Here is an 11,560-nt window from a genome sequence, read left to right as displayed (position 1 = left end):
ACAGCATTGATCTTTCCCATTGAAGGCAGGGAAATTGCATTTGGCCATGCGGCTTGCTCCCAATACTCTCTCCCGCTTGCGGGAGAGATGCCCCGAAAGGGGCAGTGAGGGTGAAGCAGCATTTGAAACCGTGAGGGCCTCCGTGGGGAGAAACTCCCCCCTCACTGTCGCTGTCGCGACATCTCTCCCCTCCGGGGCGAGAAGATTGGGGGGCTATGCGGAAAGGCCATGGACAAGAGCCTTGCCCTCAACCGGGGAGATCGATGGCTTCAAAATCCAAAAAGCCTTATAGGCAGCATCACCGGAGGAATACTCATGAAATCCATTCAGCATTTTGTCGGCGGCAAGCCCTTTGCGGGAACCAGCACCCGCACCGTGCCGACCTACAACCCCGCCACCGGCGAGCAGAGCGGCGAGCTGTCGCTGGCAAGCACCGCCGATGTGCGGTCCGCCGTCGAGGCCGCCAAGGCGGCGTTCCCGGACTGGGCGGCGACCACGCCGCTGCGCCGCGCCCGTATCCTCAACAAGTTCCTGTCGATCATGGAAGCCCGGATCGATGAGATGGCGGCCGTCATCACCGCCGAGCACGGCAAGGTCCATTCCGACGCGCTCGGCGAAATCCAGCGCGGCATGGAAGTGGTCGAGTTCGCCACCGCCGCCCCGCAGCTTCTGAAAAGCGAATACACCGAAAATGTCGGCACCGGCGTCGACAGCTACGCGATCCGCCAGCCGCTCGGCGTCGTTGCCGGCATCACGCCGTTCAACTTCCCGGCCATGGTGCCGATGTGGATGTTCCCGATCGCGCTGGCCGCCGGCAACTGCTTCGTGCTGAAGCCGTCCGAGCGCGACCCCTCCGCCTCGCTGCTGATTGCCGCATGGCTGAAGGAAGCGGGCCTGCCGGATGGCGTCTTCAACGTCGTTCAGGGCGACAAGGAAGCCGTCGACGCGCTGTTGAACGACCCGGATATCGAGGCTGTTTCCTTCGTCGGCTCGACCCCCATCGCGCGCTACATCTACACCACCGCGACCGCCAACGGCAAACGTTGCCAGGCGCTGGGCGGCGCGAAGAACCACATGATCGTGATGCCCGATGCCGACATGGACCAGGCCGCCGACGCCCTGATGGGCGCGGCCTTCGGCTCCGCCGGCGAGCGCTGCATGGCGATCTCGGTGGCCGTGCCCGTGGGCGACGAGACCGCCGACCGGTTGATCGACAAGCTGAAGCCGCGCATTGCCGCCCTCAAGGTCGGCCCCGGCACCGATCCGGAAGCCGATATGGGCCCGCTGGTGACGGCCGCTGCGTTTGAACGCGTCACCGGCTACATCGATTCGGGCGTGGAAGAAGGCGCCGAACTGGTGGTCGATGGCCGCGGCCTGAAGCTGCAGGGCTACGAGAACGGCTATTTCGTCGGCGCGACCCTGTTCGACAAGGTGACCACCGACATGAAGATCTACAAGGAAGAGATTTTCGGCCCGGTTCTCTCCGTCGCCCGCGCCAAGAGCTATGACGAGGCCGCCCAGTGGATCAACGACCACGAGTTCGGCAACGGCACCGCGATCTTCACCCGCGATGGCGATGCCGCCCGCGAATTCGCCCACAAGATCAGGGTCGGCATGGTCGGCGTCAACGTGCCGATCCCGGTTCCGATGGCGTTCCATTCCTTCGGCGGCTGGAAGGCCTCGCTGTTCGGCGACCATCACATGCATGGCCCGGAGGGCGTGCGCTTCTACACCCGCCTCAAGACCATCACCCAGCGCTGGCCCAAGGGCATCCGCGCCGGCGCCGAATTCTCGATGCCGACGATGAAGTAATATATAAACGTGACCTCCGCGTCCTGAGTGCGCGGAGGTCACGTATTTCTGCGGTTGCTCCACATCTTTCTACAGCCGGATACCAGTGTTAACCTGTCACTACTTTTACGGGTGTCTCGCAGGAACCGGTGGGTATGATGACTCGATTGTTGATGGCGTTCGCGGCGTGCAGCGTATTCGCCTGTGAAGCCTCTGCATGGTCGTTCGAAACGCATCCGCAGCCGACAAGACCGGAAATGACGTTCGAGGAATGGGAATTCGCGACCTCCGAACTCGACTACAATCCCCGCATTCCCGATTGTGGTGATTATCTGCGCGGGCACTACGAAATCTATGAAAAGCGCTATCCAGCATTCGCAGACGAGGGAACAGAAGAGGCACGCTATGAACTCTGGCGCGAATACATCCAGACAGACAGTGCTTTCGACGATCTCAATACCTGCATGACCTTGCCATATGTGATGGCCATGTTCCGGCTTGCGAAGGAAAAACTCTCCGACAGCGACCTTATCTATTGCGGCCGTTTTACCCGTAACCCGGAGACGGAGGGCGAAGTCGAATTCGCTGCACTGATGGAGCGCCTGCAAGACGCGGCGACAAGAGGCAGCGAGGCGGCCCTTCTTTCATTTCTCATCACCGATGACGGCGAAGGCATGACGCCGCTGAACCCGGATGTGCTGTCCTATCTGCGGGAAAGCCTGAAGGACACGCGGACAGCCGAGGAACAGCGCCTGTTCGACGACGAATTCATTTTTCGGCATCGCGCCTGGAACCAGGACAATCTCGCCGACCAGCTTTCGCCCGAGCGGCAGCGCTTCGTCGAACAGGCGGCCAAGGATCGCGATCTCGCATCCGTTCTGGCGACCACCGGGCCCTGTGGCGAAACGGCGTGGCGCGACCCTTCGCCGGAGTAACACCACCTCTTTCCGAAGCAGCTTTTTCTGTTATAACAATGCCACTAGAGCGACAGGGGCGTCCGTGAGAGCGGGCTGAGATGTACCCTTGGAACCTGATCCGGATCATGCCGGCGGAGGGAGTCACTCGGGTCTTTGCTTCGGCGCCCGAGTTCCTCCGCGATAAACAAGGAGGACGCCGATGGCCGATATCGCCCCCATACTTGAGAAAATGCGCGCGGACGCGCCGCTTACGCAATGCATCACCAATTATGTGGCGATGAACATCGCGGCCAATGTGCTGCTCGCCGCCGGCGCTTCCCCGGCGATGGTCCACGCCAAAGAGGAGGCCGGCGAATTTGCCGGCATCGTGTCCGCACTCACCATCAATATCGGCACGCTTTCCCCCGACTGGCTTGCCGGCATGAAGGCCGCGATCGAGACCGCGAACGGCAAGCAAACGCCGTGGGTACTCGACCCAGTCGCCCATTTCGCCACCGGCTTCCGCGCCAGGGCAGCCCTTGAGCTGCTTGATCTCGGGCCCACGATCCTGCGCGGCAATGCCTCGGAAATCCTCGCCTTTTCGGGCGCCACCAGCGCCGGCAAGGGCGTTGACGCCGGCGACAGCGTGGCGGCCGCCGAGGAAACTGCGAAGACGCTTGCAAACGAGCGCAAGATAGTGGTGGCGGTCACCGGCGAACGCGATTTTGTGACCGATGGAAGCCGCGTTGCCCGCATCGGCGGCGGCTCGCCGCTGATGCCGCGGGTGACGGCGCTCGGCTGCGCGCTGACGGCGCTGGTCGGCGGCTATGCCGGCGCATGGCGCGAGGATGCCTTCGAAGCGACCGTTGCAGCGCTTGCCCATTATGGCGTCGCCGGCAGCCGCGCGCATGGACGGGCGGAAGGTCCGGGCTCGTTCCAGGTCCATTTCCTCGACGCGCTTGCGGCCGTCACGCCCCAAACCCTTGCCAGCGAAGCGGAGATCGAATGGCCATGAATTTCGACCTTTCCCTTTATCTCGTCCTCGACCCGAAGCTTTGCGGCGACTACGGCATGGTCGCCACCACGCGGGATGCCATCGCCGGCGGGGCGACGATCGTCCAGCTTCGCATGAAACACGCCTCGACGCGCGAGCGCATCGACATGGGGCTCGCCCTGAAACAGGTGACGGCCGGCACGCCCGTCCGGCTGATCGTCAATGACGACGTCGAGGCCGCGATCGCCATCGATGCCGATGGCGTTCATGTCGGCCAGGAGGATGCGCATCCCGAGGAGGTGCGACATCTGATCGGCGAGGAGAAGCTTCTCGGTGTTTCCGTCAACGGCCTCGATGTCGCGCGCGCCTTTGATCCCACCGGCATCGACTATATCGGCGCCGGCCCGATCTTCGCGACCGGAACCAAGCCCGACCACGCGCTTCCCGTCGGTTTTCACGGGCTTCGCGAGATGATCGACCTCTGCCGCTTGCCGATCGTCGCCATTGGCGGGTTGAAAGGGGAGCATGTGGCGGCCACATTCGAAAGCGGGGCCGACGGAGTCGCCGTCGTTTCGGCCATTTGCGGCCAGCCCGATCCATATCAGGCGACGGCGGACCTTGCCGAAGCCATCCGGAAGGCGAAGCAATGATCGCAAACATTCTCTCGATCGCCGGTTCCGACCCCTCGGGCGGCGCCGGCATCCAGGCCGACCTCAAGACCTTTTCGGCGCTCGGCACCTATGGCATGGCGGCGATGACGGGCTTGACGGCGCAGAACACCCGCGGCGTCACCGGCGTGCACGAGGTGCCCTCGGCCTTCGTCGCCGAGCAGATCGCCGCGATCTTCGATGACGTAAAGGTCGACGCGATCAAGATCGGCATGGTGGTCAATGCCAATATCGCCGTCACCATCGCCGACAGCCTGCGCCACCATGTGGAGGTTCCGGTCGTGCTCGATCCGGTGATGGTCGCCAAGGGCGGCCACCGGCTGCTGCCGGAGGATGCTATCGAGGCGCTGAAGGAGCACCTTATACCACTTGCCGCCGTGCTGACGCCCAACCTGCCGGAAGCCGCCGCCCTGCTCGATGCCGAGACCGCCACCACCCGCGATCAGATGATCGAGCAGGCAACCGCGCTGAGAGGCCTCGGCGCGCAGGCGGTGCTGTTGAAGGGCGGCCATCTGGAGGGGGCGGAAAGCCCGGACCTGCTGGTCACTGCCAACGGCCATGAATGGCTGGAGGGCGCACGCATCGACACCGCCAGCACCCACGGCACCGGCTGCACGCTTTCAAGCGCGATCGCGGCCGAGATCGGCAAGGGCGCGCCCCTTTCCGAGGCGGTGGCGAACGCCAAGCGCTATGTCGCCGGCGCGATCGCGGCGGCCGACAGCCTCCATGTCGGCTCCGGCCACGGGCCAACACATCATTTCCATCAATTGTGGGGCGAAGTCACCAAAACGTGATGCCGTCCACCCCGCAGTCAGCCGCCGTTCATCTTCCCTACGTTAATCCTGCCCCTAGCTTCCAAACAGAGGCTGCGTATACTGCGGCCTGAGCAACGAAGGAGGCTTTGGATGAAAAACGGATTTATGATCGCCGGCGCTGTCGCGCTCTGTCTCAGCGCCGGCTTTGCGGTTGCCCAGGATGCACCGCAGATGCTGCGCCAGGACGACATGAAGGCGATCGGCAAGGCCATGGGCCAGCTCGGCGCCATCGCCAAGGGCGAGAACGCCTATGACCCGATCGTGGTTCAGGGCGCGCTTACCGATATCTCCACCAAAATCACCGACTTCCCGACCCATTTCCCGCCTGATTCGAAATCCGGAAACGGCACCGAGGCTAGCCCGGCGATCTGGGAAAACATGGACGACTTCGAGGCTCATGCGCAAAAGCTCGCCGATGACGCCGATGCCCTGCTGGCCGATCTGCCCGCCGATCAGGCCGCCGTCGGAGCCGCGATGAAGACGCTGGGGGCCAATTGCGCGGCCTGCCACAAGCTCTACCGCGTCGACAAGTAGAGCCCTCTCACTATCTTGTCGCAGTTCCGGGCGTTGGAGCGGTTCCCAGTTCGCCCGGAACTGCGATTTTCTCTTGAAATTCGGGAACAGGGAGACCCGGCGTGAAAAAGCTGACGATCATCGTACTGGCTGTCGCCGCTCTGTTCATGGGGGCGGCTTTCGTGGTTGCCTTCACCCCACCGAAACTCGACCCGGCGGACTATCAGGACCTGCAGGCCGCCGATCCGCATAATGGCGCGAAAATGTTCTGGGCCGGCCAGTGCGCCGGCTGCCATGCAGCACCAGGAGCGGCCGGCGAGGAGAAACTTGTCCTGTCCGGCGGTCACCCGATCGAGAGCGATTTCGGAACCTTCTATGCCCCCAACATTTCGCCCGACAAGCAGGAAGGCATCGGCGACTGGTCGCTCATGGACTTCGCCAACGCGGTGAAGAAGGGCGTCGGCCCGCACGGGCGCAATCTCTACCCCTCCCTGCCCTACACCTCCTATGTGCGGATGAAGGATCAGGACGTGAAGGACCTCCACGGCTACATCATGACGCTGCCGCCGAGCGATACGCCCAGCAAGCCGCATGATGTCGACTTCCCGTTCAATGTCCGGCTGGGGCTATCATTCTGGAAACAGCTGTTCTTCGTCAACGAACCGCGGGTGCAGTTCACCGACGCCTCGCCCGAAATCATGCGCGGCCAGTATCTGGTCGAGGGGCCGGGCCATTGCGGCGAGTGCCACACGCCGCGCAACGCGCTCGGCGGGCTTGAATATGACAAGTGGCTCGCCGGCGGGCCGAACCCCGACGGCGAAGGGACGATCCCGGACATCACCCCGGGCTCCAAGAGCATCGGCAACTGGACGGCGGCGGAGATCGCCGACTATCTCGAAACCGGCTTCACGCCGGAATTCGATACCGCCGGCGGCTCGATGGTCGATGTGCAGGAGAACCTGTCGCATCTGCCGCGTTCCGACCTCGAAGCCATCGCCGCCTATCTGAAGGCCGTGCCCACGCAATAGACTGCGGGCTCACTCCGCCAGAGACTGCATGTAACGCATGCCGGTCACCGGGCGCGCGACGAAATCCATCTGCTGATAGAATCGATGAGCGCCGAAATTGCCGGTGGCCGCGCTGACCGACATGTAGGTGCAGCCGGCGGCCTTCGCGAAGTCGCGGGCGCGGGCGATCAGGTGCTGGCCGACGCCGTGGTTGCGGTGACCGTCGCGCACGAACAGATGATGCAGATCCATGCCGCGCCGGCCCTGCTGGGCGCGGTAGAGCGGCGTCAAAAGCGCGTAGCCGAGAAGCTGTGCGCCGGCATCGGCCACCAGCGCGGTTACCCACGGCGTTGCGCCGAACAGGTCGCGCTTGAGGCTCTCCGCCGTCATTTCCGACGGATCGTCGTGAAAGGCAGCGAGCAGCCCGATCATCTCGAGCAGTTGCGGAATATCGGATTCGACAGCCTTCCTGATGGTCATCAGGGCTGGTCGTTCCAGAGCGATTTTGTCTTGATCGTCAGTCATTTTATCGTCCCTTGGCCTTCGAATTCTGCCGCCGTGGGGGACGTTTTCTTTCAACACCTTGCCGCCCCCAGGCGGCCGGTGATGAACATGATCAATCGGCCGCTCCTATTGGAACAGCCAAAAATACATATGATTGTGGGTCACGGTCTTGATCATGGAAAATCCAATGCGCTCAAACGCGCGCCTTGTCAATCCGAAAATGCTGCTGGCCCCTATTTGCAGGTCGATCGCGCCCAGTCCATGTAGAGCGTCATCGCCTGTTTCGCCATCGGGCCGGGTTCGAAATCGCGGTCGTCGAGTTTGATCACCGGCACGACCTTGTTGTAATTGCCGGTGAGGAACAGTTCGTCGGCCTCCAGGAAATTCTTGACGGTCAGCGTCTTCTCCTTCGCGGCGATGCCGTTGTCGCGGAAAAGCTTGAGGATGCGCTTGCGGGTGATGCCCGCGAGGAAGCAGCCGTTTTCCGCCGGCGTCATCGGGATGCCGTCCTTGACCAGAAAGATATTGGCCGACGCCGTCTCGGCGACATTGCCGAGCATATCGAGCGCCAGCGCATTGTCGAAACCGCGGGCGCGCGCCTCCAGCATCATCCGGCCGGAATTGGGGTAGAGGCTGCCGGTCTTGGCGTGGGTCATGGCCACTTCCGGCGAAGGGCGGCGGTAGGGCGAGACCGTCAAGCGAACCGGCACCGTGGATCGCATCGGCGTTTCGAACAGGCAGAGTGCAAAACGCGTGGACGCCGGATCGGCGGGCACGAGCCCGTCAAGGCCATGTTCGGCCCAGTACATCGGCTTGATATAGACCGCTTCAGCGCCCTTGAACTTCGTCAGCCCTTCCCAGACCAGCGCCTCGACTTCCTCCGAGGTCTTGGTCGGCTGCAGGCCGAGCGCGCGGGCGGAGCGGTTGATGCGCTTGCAGTGCTCGTCCAGATCAGGCGCCATGCCCTCGAAATAGCGCGCGCCGTCGAAGACGGTGGAACCGAGCCACATCGCATGCGATGTCGGGCCGATCAGCGGCGGATTGCCGGGAAGCCACTCGCCATCGACATAGGTCCAGGTTTCAAAAGCGGGGGTGGTGTCGATTGCAGCCATGTCATTCTCCTTCGGCCATCCGCTTTTGCGCGTTTCGGGCGGCGGCGGATCGTGTGGCGACAATCAAGACGGACCGAAGGTCAACGTCAAGCGGAATTTCCGCGCCGGTCGCGCGGCGTAGAAAGAAACAGAACAGGCGCCAGGCGCTATCGCGCCCGACGCCCTCGTTTGCGATGAAGTCGCCCTATTCCGTGACAGAAACCGGCACTTCGTAGTTGACCCGCAGCGCATGGCTGTAGGGGCAGACGATGTGGGCTGCATGAACCAGTTCTTCGGCCTCCGCGCGGTCCATGCCGGGGATGGCAACCGAGAGCGAAACCTCGATGCCGAAGCCTTCGCCATCATCGCGCGGACCGACGCCGACGGTGGCCGTGACCCGCGTTTCGGACGGCAGCTTCACCTTTTTCTTGCCGGCAACGTTGAACAGCGCGGAGGTGAAGCAGGCGGAATAGCCTGCGGCGAAAAGCTGCTCTGGATTGGCCCCCTCGCCGCCAGGGCCGCCCATTTCCTTCGGCGGGGTGAGCTTCACCTCGAACGAGCCATCCTCGGTGCGGGCGGTGCCTTCGCGGCCGCCGGTGGAGGTGGCCTTGGTGGTGTACAGTGTCTTGATCATCTTCGTTCTCCTTCGCGCCGATGGCGCATTCAGTGGAACCTATCGAAACGACGCGCGAGCGCGGGTTTCGGTTCCGCGTTCATCGCACGGTTATAATATAGTGCACAATTATATTGTTCACAATATATATTTACAAAAGCCTCGCTTACCCGCTATATTCTCAGCATGGAACACCTTGAAAACGACGCTCACGAGCCGCTGCTCAATCTCGACAACCAGCTCTGTTTTGCCGTCTATGCGACCGAGCACGCCTTCCAGCGCGCCTACAAGCCGCTGCTTGCGGAACTCGGCCTGACCTATCCGCAATATCTCGCAATGATGGTGCTGTGGGAGGGCAGGCCGGTCACCGTCAACGAGCTGGGAAGACGGCTGGGGCTCGATTCCGGGACATTGTCGCCGCTTCTGAAAAGGCTCGAAGCTGCCGGCTATATCATGCGCAAGCGCGGACGCGAGGATGAACGGCGCGTCGAGGTGGCGCTGACCGAGAAAGGCCGCACCGCGCGTGGCAAGGCCCGCAATGTCGCCGCGGCGATCGCGCTGAAGACCGGATGCAGCCTCGATCAGGCGCAGTCGCTGCTTTCCGAGTTGAACGCATTGCGCAAGCGGCTGCTTGCGCCAGCCGATTAAGACTACGCCGGCAGAACCGCGCGAACCGCGCCGACCTCGGTTCCGTTCCAGTTCCTCAGCGTCGTCGTGGCCATATCCGAAAGTTTGGCCGCAATCGCCGCGTCATCGATGAAACGCGCGAGCACGGCGGCCACCATCGCTTCTGCGGCGCGCGTCGTCCCGTCCTCGCATTTGAGCGCGATGCCGAGGCCTTTTTCCGGCAGCACCGCGCAGAACACGCCTTCCGCGCCGGTCTTGGCGAAGATTTTCCCGGGCGAAAGCGACATCAGTTCGGTACAGGCGCGTTTTGTGCCGGCCACATACCAGGGCTCGGCCATGCAGGCCGACAGGATGCGGCGTCCCGCCTTGGCCCGCGCGGGCGACAGCCCCTCCCCGGTCGCAAGCTTTGCGAAGCCTTGCGCCAGCGCCTTCAGCGGCACCGCATAGGTCGGGATATTGCAGCCGTCGATGCCGCAGAGATCGCGGCCGACCGGCGCGCCGGTGACATCCTCCATCGCCGCACGGATGTCGGCCTGCAGCGGATGGTCGTAGCCGGAATAGCCCTTGGGGTCGATGTCCTGATGCACGCAGGCGCAGATGAAGCCGGAATGCTTGCCCGAGCAATTGTTGCAGAGCGCGTCCGGCTTTTCGCGGGTGCGGGCCTGGTGGATCAGCACCTTTTGCTGAGACGACCAGTGCGCCCCGCATTCGAGATCGTCGACGCCGCGCCCCGCCCTTGCGAGCATCTGCCCGGCGAGCTCGACATGGCCATCCTCGCCCGAATGGGACGAGGCCGAAAACGCGATCTCCCTGTCGCCGAAACCGAAGGCATCCGCCGCCCCGCTTTCGACAAAAGGCAGCGCCTGGATCGCCTTGCAGGCCGAGCGCGGAAACACCGCCGCCTCGATATCGCCTGCCGCATAGGCAACCGCGCCCCCGCCATCGACCACGGCGATCATGCCGCGGTGGCGACTTTCAACGACATCGCCGCGGGTGACTTCCACCAGAACCGGGTTGGTCATGCCTCTATCCCGTCAATCGAATGTGAGAACGATCTTGCCGATGTGGTCCCCACCCTCCATGCGCCGGTGGGCTTCCACGACATCCTCGAAGGCAAACACCCGGTCGATGACCGGCTTGACCTTGCCCGCGGCAATAAGCGGCCAGACCTTTTCCAGCAATTCGTCGCGGATCTCGCGCTTCTCCGCATCGGTGCGCGGGCGCATGGTCGAGCCCGTCACCTTGAGGCGCTTGAGCATGATCGGCATGAGATTGGCGTTTTCCACCTTGGGGCCGCCGAGAAAGGCGATGATCGAAAGGCAACCATCCTTGGCGAGCGCCGAAAGATTGCGCTGGAAATAGGCGCCGCCGATAATGTCGAGGATGATATCGACGCCGCCAATCTTCTCCTTGATCACCTCGGAGAAATCCTGCTCGCGGTAATTGATCGCGACATCGGCGCCAAGCCGCTCCGCCGCCGCGCATTTGTCGGCCGAACCAGCGGTGGTGAAGATCGTCGACGCCCCGAACGCCTTTGCAAGCTGGATCGCCGTCGTGCCGATCCCGCTGGTGCCGCCATGGATCAGGACGCTCTTTCCCTTCTCAAGCCCTGCCATCATGAACAGGTTGGCCCATACGGTGAAGAAGGTTTCGGGCAGACCGGCGGCGCTGACATCGTCGATGCCGTCCGGCACCGGCAGCACCTGACCTTCGGGCAGGATGCAGAACTCGGCATAGCCGCCGCCATTGGCAAGCCCGCAAACCCGATCGCCAACCGCAAAACCGGTCACCCCTTCGCCAAGCGCCGCCACCGTTCCCGCCACTTCGAGGCCAAGAATGGGGCTCGCGCCAGGCGGCGGGGGGTAATTACCCTGCCGTTGGGCGACATCCGGGCGGTTGACGCCCGCAGCCGCCACCTTGACCAGCACTTCGCCGGGCCCCGGCGTCGGACGCGGACCGGATGCGATCGACATGACGTCAGGCGCGCCGAAACCGCCGAGCGCGACGTGGCGCATTTTTCCGTCCAAAGCCATCTCAGCCG

The 11,560-nt window shown here is 63.3% G+C and carries 13 protein-coding genes and 1 riboswitch; of the genes, 8 read left to right on the top strand and 5 right to left on the bottom strand.

Features of this window, described 5'->3' with window-relative positions:
* The first annotated feature begins 315 nt into the window (after positions 1 to 315).
* The 7 genes from K7H91_RS13100 (at position 316) to K7H91_RS13070 (ending at position 6,705) form a co-directional block, all read left to right on the top strand.
* A complete protein-coding gene (locus K7H91_RS13100) occupies positions 316 to 1,812 on the top strand; it encodes a CoA-acylating methylmalonate-semialdehyde dehydrogenase (RefSeq protein WP_230720716.1) in 1,497 nt (498 codons plus the stop codon).
* 137 nt (positions 1,813 to 1,949) lie between these two features.
* A complete protein-coding gene (locus K7H91_RS13095) occupies positions 1,950 to 2,726 on the top strand; it encodes a hypothetical protein (RefSeq protein WP_230720715.1) in 777 nt (258 codons plus the stop codon).
* Between the two features lie 44 nt (positions 2,727 to 2,770).
* Positions 2,771 to 2,865: riboswitch (TPP riboswitch) on the top strand.
* A gap of 42 nt (positions 2,866 to 2,907) precedes the next feature.
* The gene (gene thiM, locus K7H91_RS13090) at positions 2,908 to 3,702 is read left to right on the top strand and encodes a hydroxyethylthiazole kinase (protein ID WP_230720714.1); all 795 of its coding nucleotides are present in this window, start codon (positions 2,908 to 2,910) and stop codon (positions 3,700 to 3,702) included.
* Positions 3,693 to 4,331 carry a thiamine phosphate synthase gene (gene thiE, locus K7H91_RS13085; RefSeq protein ID WP_230720713.1) on the top strand — a complete coding sequence of 213 codons (639 nt, stop codon included), beginning with the start codon at positions 3,693 to 3,695 and terminating at the stop codon, positions 4,329 to 4,331. The genes thiM and thiE overlap by 10 nt, the downstream gene beginning before the upstream one ends.
* The gene (gene thiD / locus K7H91_RS13080) at positions 4,328 to 5,143 is read left to right on the top strand and encodes a bifunctional hydroxymethylpyrimidine kinase/phosphomethylpyrimidine kinase (RefSeq protein ID WP_230720712.1); all 816 of its coding nucleotides are present in this window, start codon (positions 4,328 to 4,330) and stop codon (positions 5,141 to 5,143) included. Before thiE ends, thiD begins: the two co-directional genes overlap by 4 nt.
* Positions 5,144 to 5,254: 111 nt before the next feature.
* A complete protein-coding gene (locus tag K7H91_RS13075; RefSeq protein WP_230720711.1) occupies positions 5,255 to 5,698 on the top strand; it encodes a c-type cytochrome in 444 nt (147 codons plus the stop codon).
* Between the two features lie 146 nt (positions 5,699 to 5,844).
* Positions 5,845 to 6,705, top strand: a complete 861-nt coding sequence (locus K7H91_RS13070) for a cytochrome c (RefSeq protein WP_269066211.1) — start codon at positions 5,845 to 5,847, stop codon at positions 6,703 to 6,705.
* 9 nt (positions 6,706 to 6,714) lie between these two features.
* Here the strand turns inward: K7H91_RS13070 and K7H91_RS13065 are convergent, their stop codons facing one another.
* From K7H91_RS13065 to K7H91_RS13055, 3 genes are all read right to left on the bottom strand, one after another.
* Positions 6,715 to 7,209 carry a GNAT family N-acetyltransferase gene (locus K7H91_RS13065; RefSeq protein ID WP_230720709.1) on the bottom strand — a complete coding sequence of 165 codons (495 nt, stop codon included), beginning with the start codon at positions 7,207 to 7,209 and terminating at the stop codon, positions 6,715 to 6,717.
* 212 nt (positions 7,210 to 7,421) lie between these two features.
* Positions 7,422 to 8,300: a branched-chain amino acid aminotransferase gene (locus tag K7H91_RS13060; protein WP_230720708.1), complete on the bottom strand. Its 879-nt coding sequence runs from the start codon at positions 8,298 to 8,300 to the stop codon at positions 7,422 to 7,424.
* Between the two features lie 184 nt (positions 8,301 to 8,484).
* Complete coding sequence (locus K7H91_RS13055; RefSeq protein ID WP_230720722.1) at positions 8,485 to 8,910, bottom strand: organic hydroperoxide resistance protein; 426 nt, start codon at positions 8,908 to 8,910, stop codon at positions 8,485 to 8,487.
* A 168-nt stretch (positions 8,911 to 9,078) separates the two neighbouring features.
* On the opposite strand from K7H91_RS13055, the gene K7H91_RS13050 reads away from it, so the two are divergent.
* Positions 9,079 to 9,540, top strand: coding sequence for a MarR family winged helix-turn-helix transcriptional regulator (locus K7H91_RS13050; protein ID WP_230720707.1), 462 nt, complete (start codon positions 9,079 to 9,081; stop codon positions 9,538 to 9,540).
* 2 nt (positions 9,541 to 9,542) lie between these two features.
* Here the strand turns inward: K7H91_RS13050 and K7H91_RS13045 are convergent, their stop codons facing one another.
* Together K7H91_RS13045 and K7H91_RS13040 are read right to left on the bottom strand one after the other, a co-directional pair.
* On the bottom strand, positions 9,543 to 10,541 hold the full coding sequence (locus K7H91_RS13045; protein WP_230720706.1) for an asparaginase: 999 nt from the start codon (positions 10,539 to 10,541) through the stop codon (positions 9,543 to 9,545).
* A 12-nt stretch (positions 10,542 to 10,553) separates the two neighbouring features.
* Positions 10,554 to 11,552, bottom strand: a complete 999-nt coding sequence (locus K7H91_RS13040; protein ID WP_230720705.1) for an NAD(P)H-quinone oxidoreductase — start codon at positions 11,550 to 11,552, stop codon at positions 10,554 to 10,556.
* Positions 11,553 to 11,560 lie beyond the last annotated feature (8 nt).

It is taken from the genome of Martelella mediterranea, from assembly GCF_021021415.1.
Lineage (GTDB): Bacteria > Pseudomonadota > Alphaproteobacteria > Rhizobiales > Rhizobiaceae > Martelella > Martelella mediterranea_C.
The sequence above is the reverse complement of the archived record's forward strand: the minus strand, read 5'-3'. Positions and strand labels throughout refer to the sequence as shown.

Coding starts and splice junctions, on each gene's coding strand:
- K7H91_RS13075 (WP_230720711.1), top strand. CDS start 5,255: ATGAAAAACGGATTTATGATCGCCGGCGCTGTCGCGCTCTGTCTCAGC.
- K7H91_RS13095 (WP_230720715.1), top strand. CDS start 1,950: ATGACTCGATTGTTGATGGCGTTCGCGGCGTGCAGCGTATTCGCCTGT.
- K7H91_RS13045 (WP_230720706.1), bottom strand. CDS start 10,541: ATGACCAACCCGGTTCTGGTGGAAGTCACCCGCGGCGATGTCGTTGAA.
- K7H91_RS13070 (WP_269066211.1), top strand. CDS start 5,845: ATGGGGGCGGCTTTCGTGGTTGCCTTCACCCCACCGAAACTCGACCCG.
- K7H91_RS13050 (WP_230720707.1), top strand. CDS start 9,079: ATGGAACACCTTGAAAACGACGCTCACGAGCCGCTGCTCAATCTCGAC.
- thiM (WP_230720714.1), top strand. CDS start 2,908: ATGGCCGATATCGCCCCCATACTTGAGAAAATGCGCGCGGACGCGCCG.
- thiE (WP_230720713.1), top strand. CDS start 3,693: ATGGCCATGAATTTCGACCTTTCCCTTTATCTCGTCCTCGACCCGAAG.
- K7H91_RS13040 (WP_230720705.1), bottom strand. CDS start 11,552: ATGGCTTTGGACGGAAAAATGCGCCACGTCGCGCTCGGCGGTTTCGGC.
- K7H91_RS13100 (WP_230720716.1), top strand. CDS start 316: ATGAAATCCATTCAGCATTTTGTCGGCGGCAAGCCCTTTGCGGGAACC.
- K7H91_RS13060 (WP_230720708.1), bottom strand. CDS start 8,300: ATGGCTGCAATCGACACCACCCCCGCTTTTGAAACCTGGACCTATGTC.
- K7H91_RS13065 (WP_230720709.1), bottom strand. CDS start 7,209: ATGACTGACGATCAAGACAAAATCGCTCTGGAACGACCAGCCCTGATG.
- thiD (WP_230720712.1), top strand. CDS start 4,328: ATGATCGCAAACATTCTCTCGATCGCCGGTTCCGACCCCTCGGGCGGC.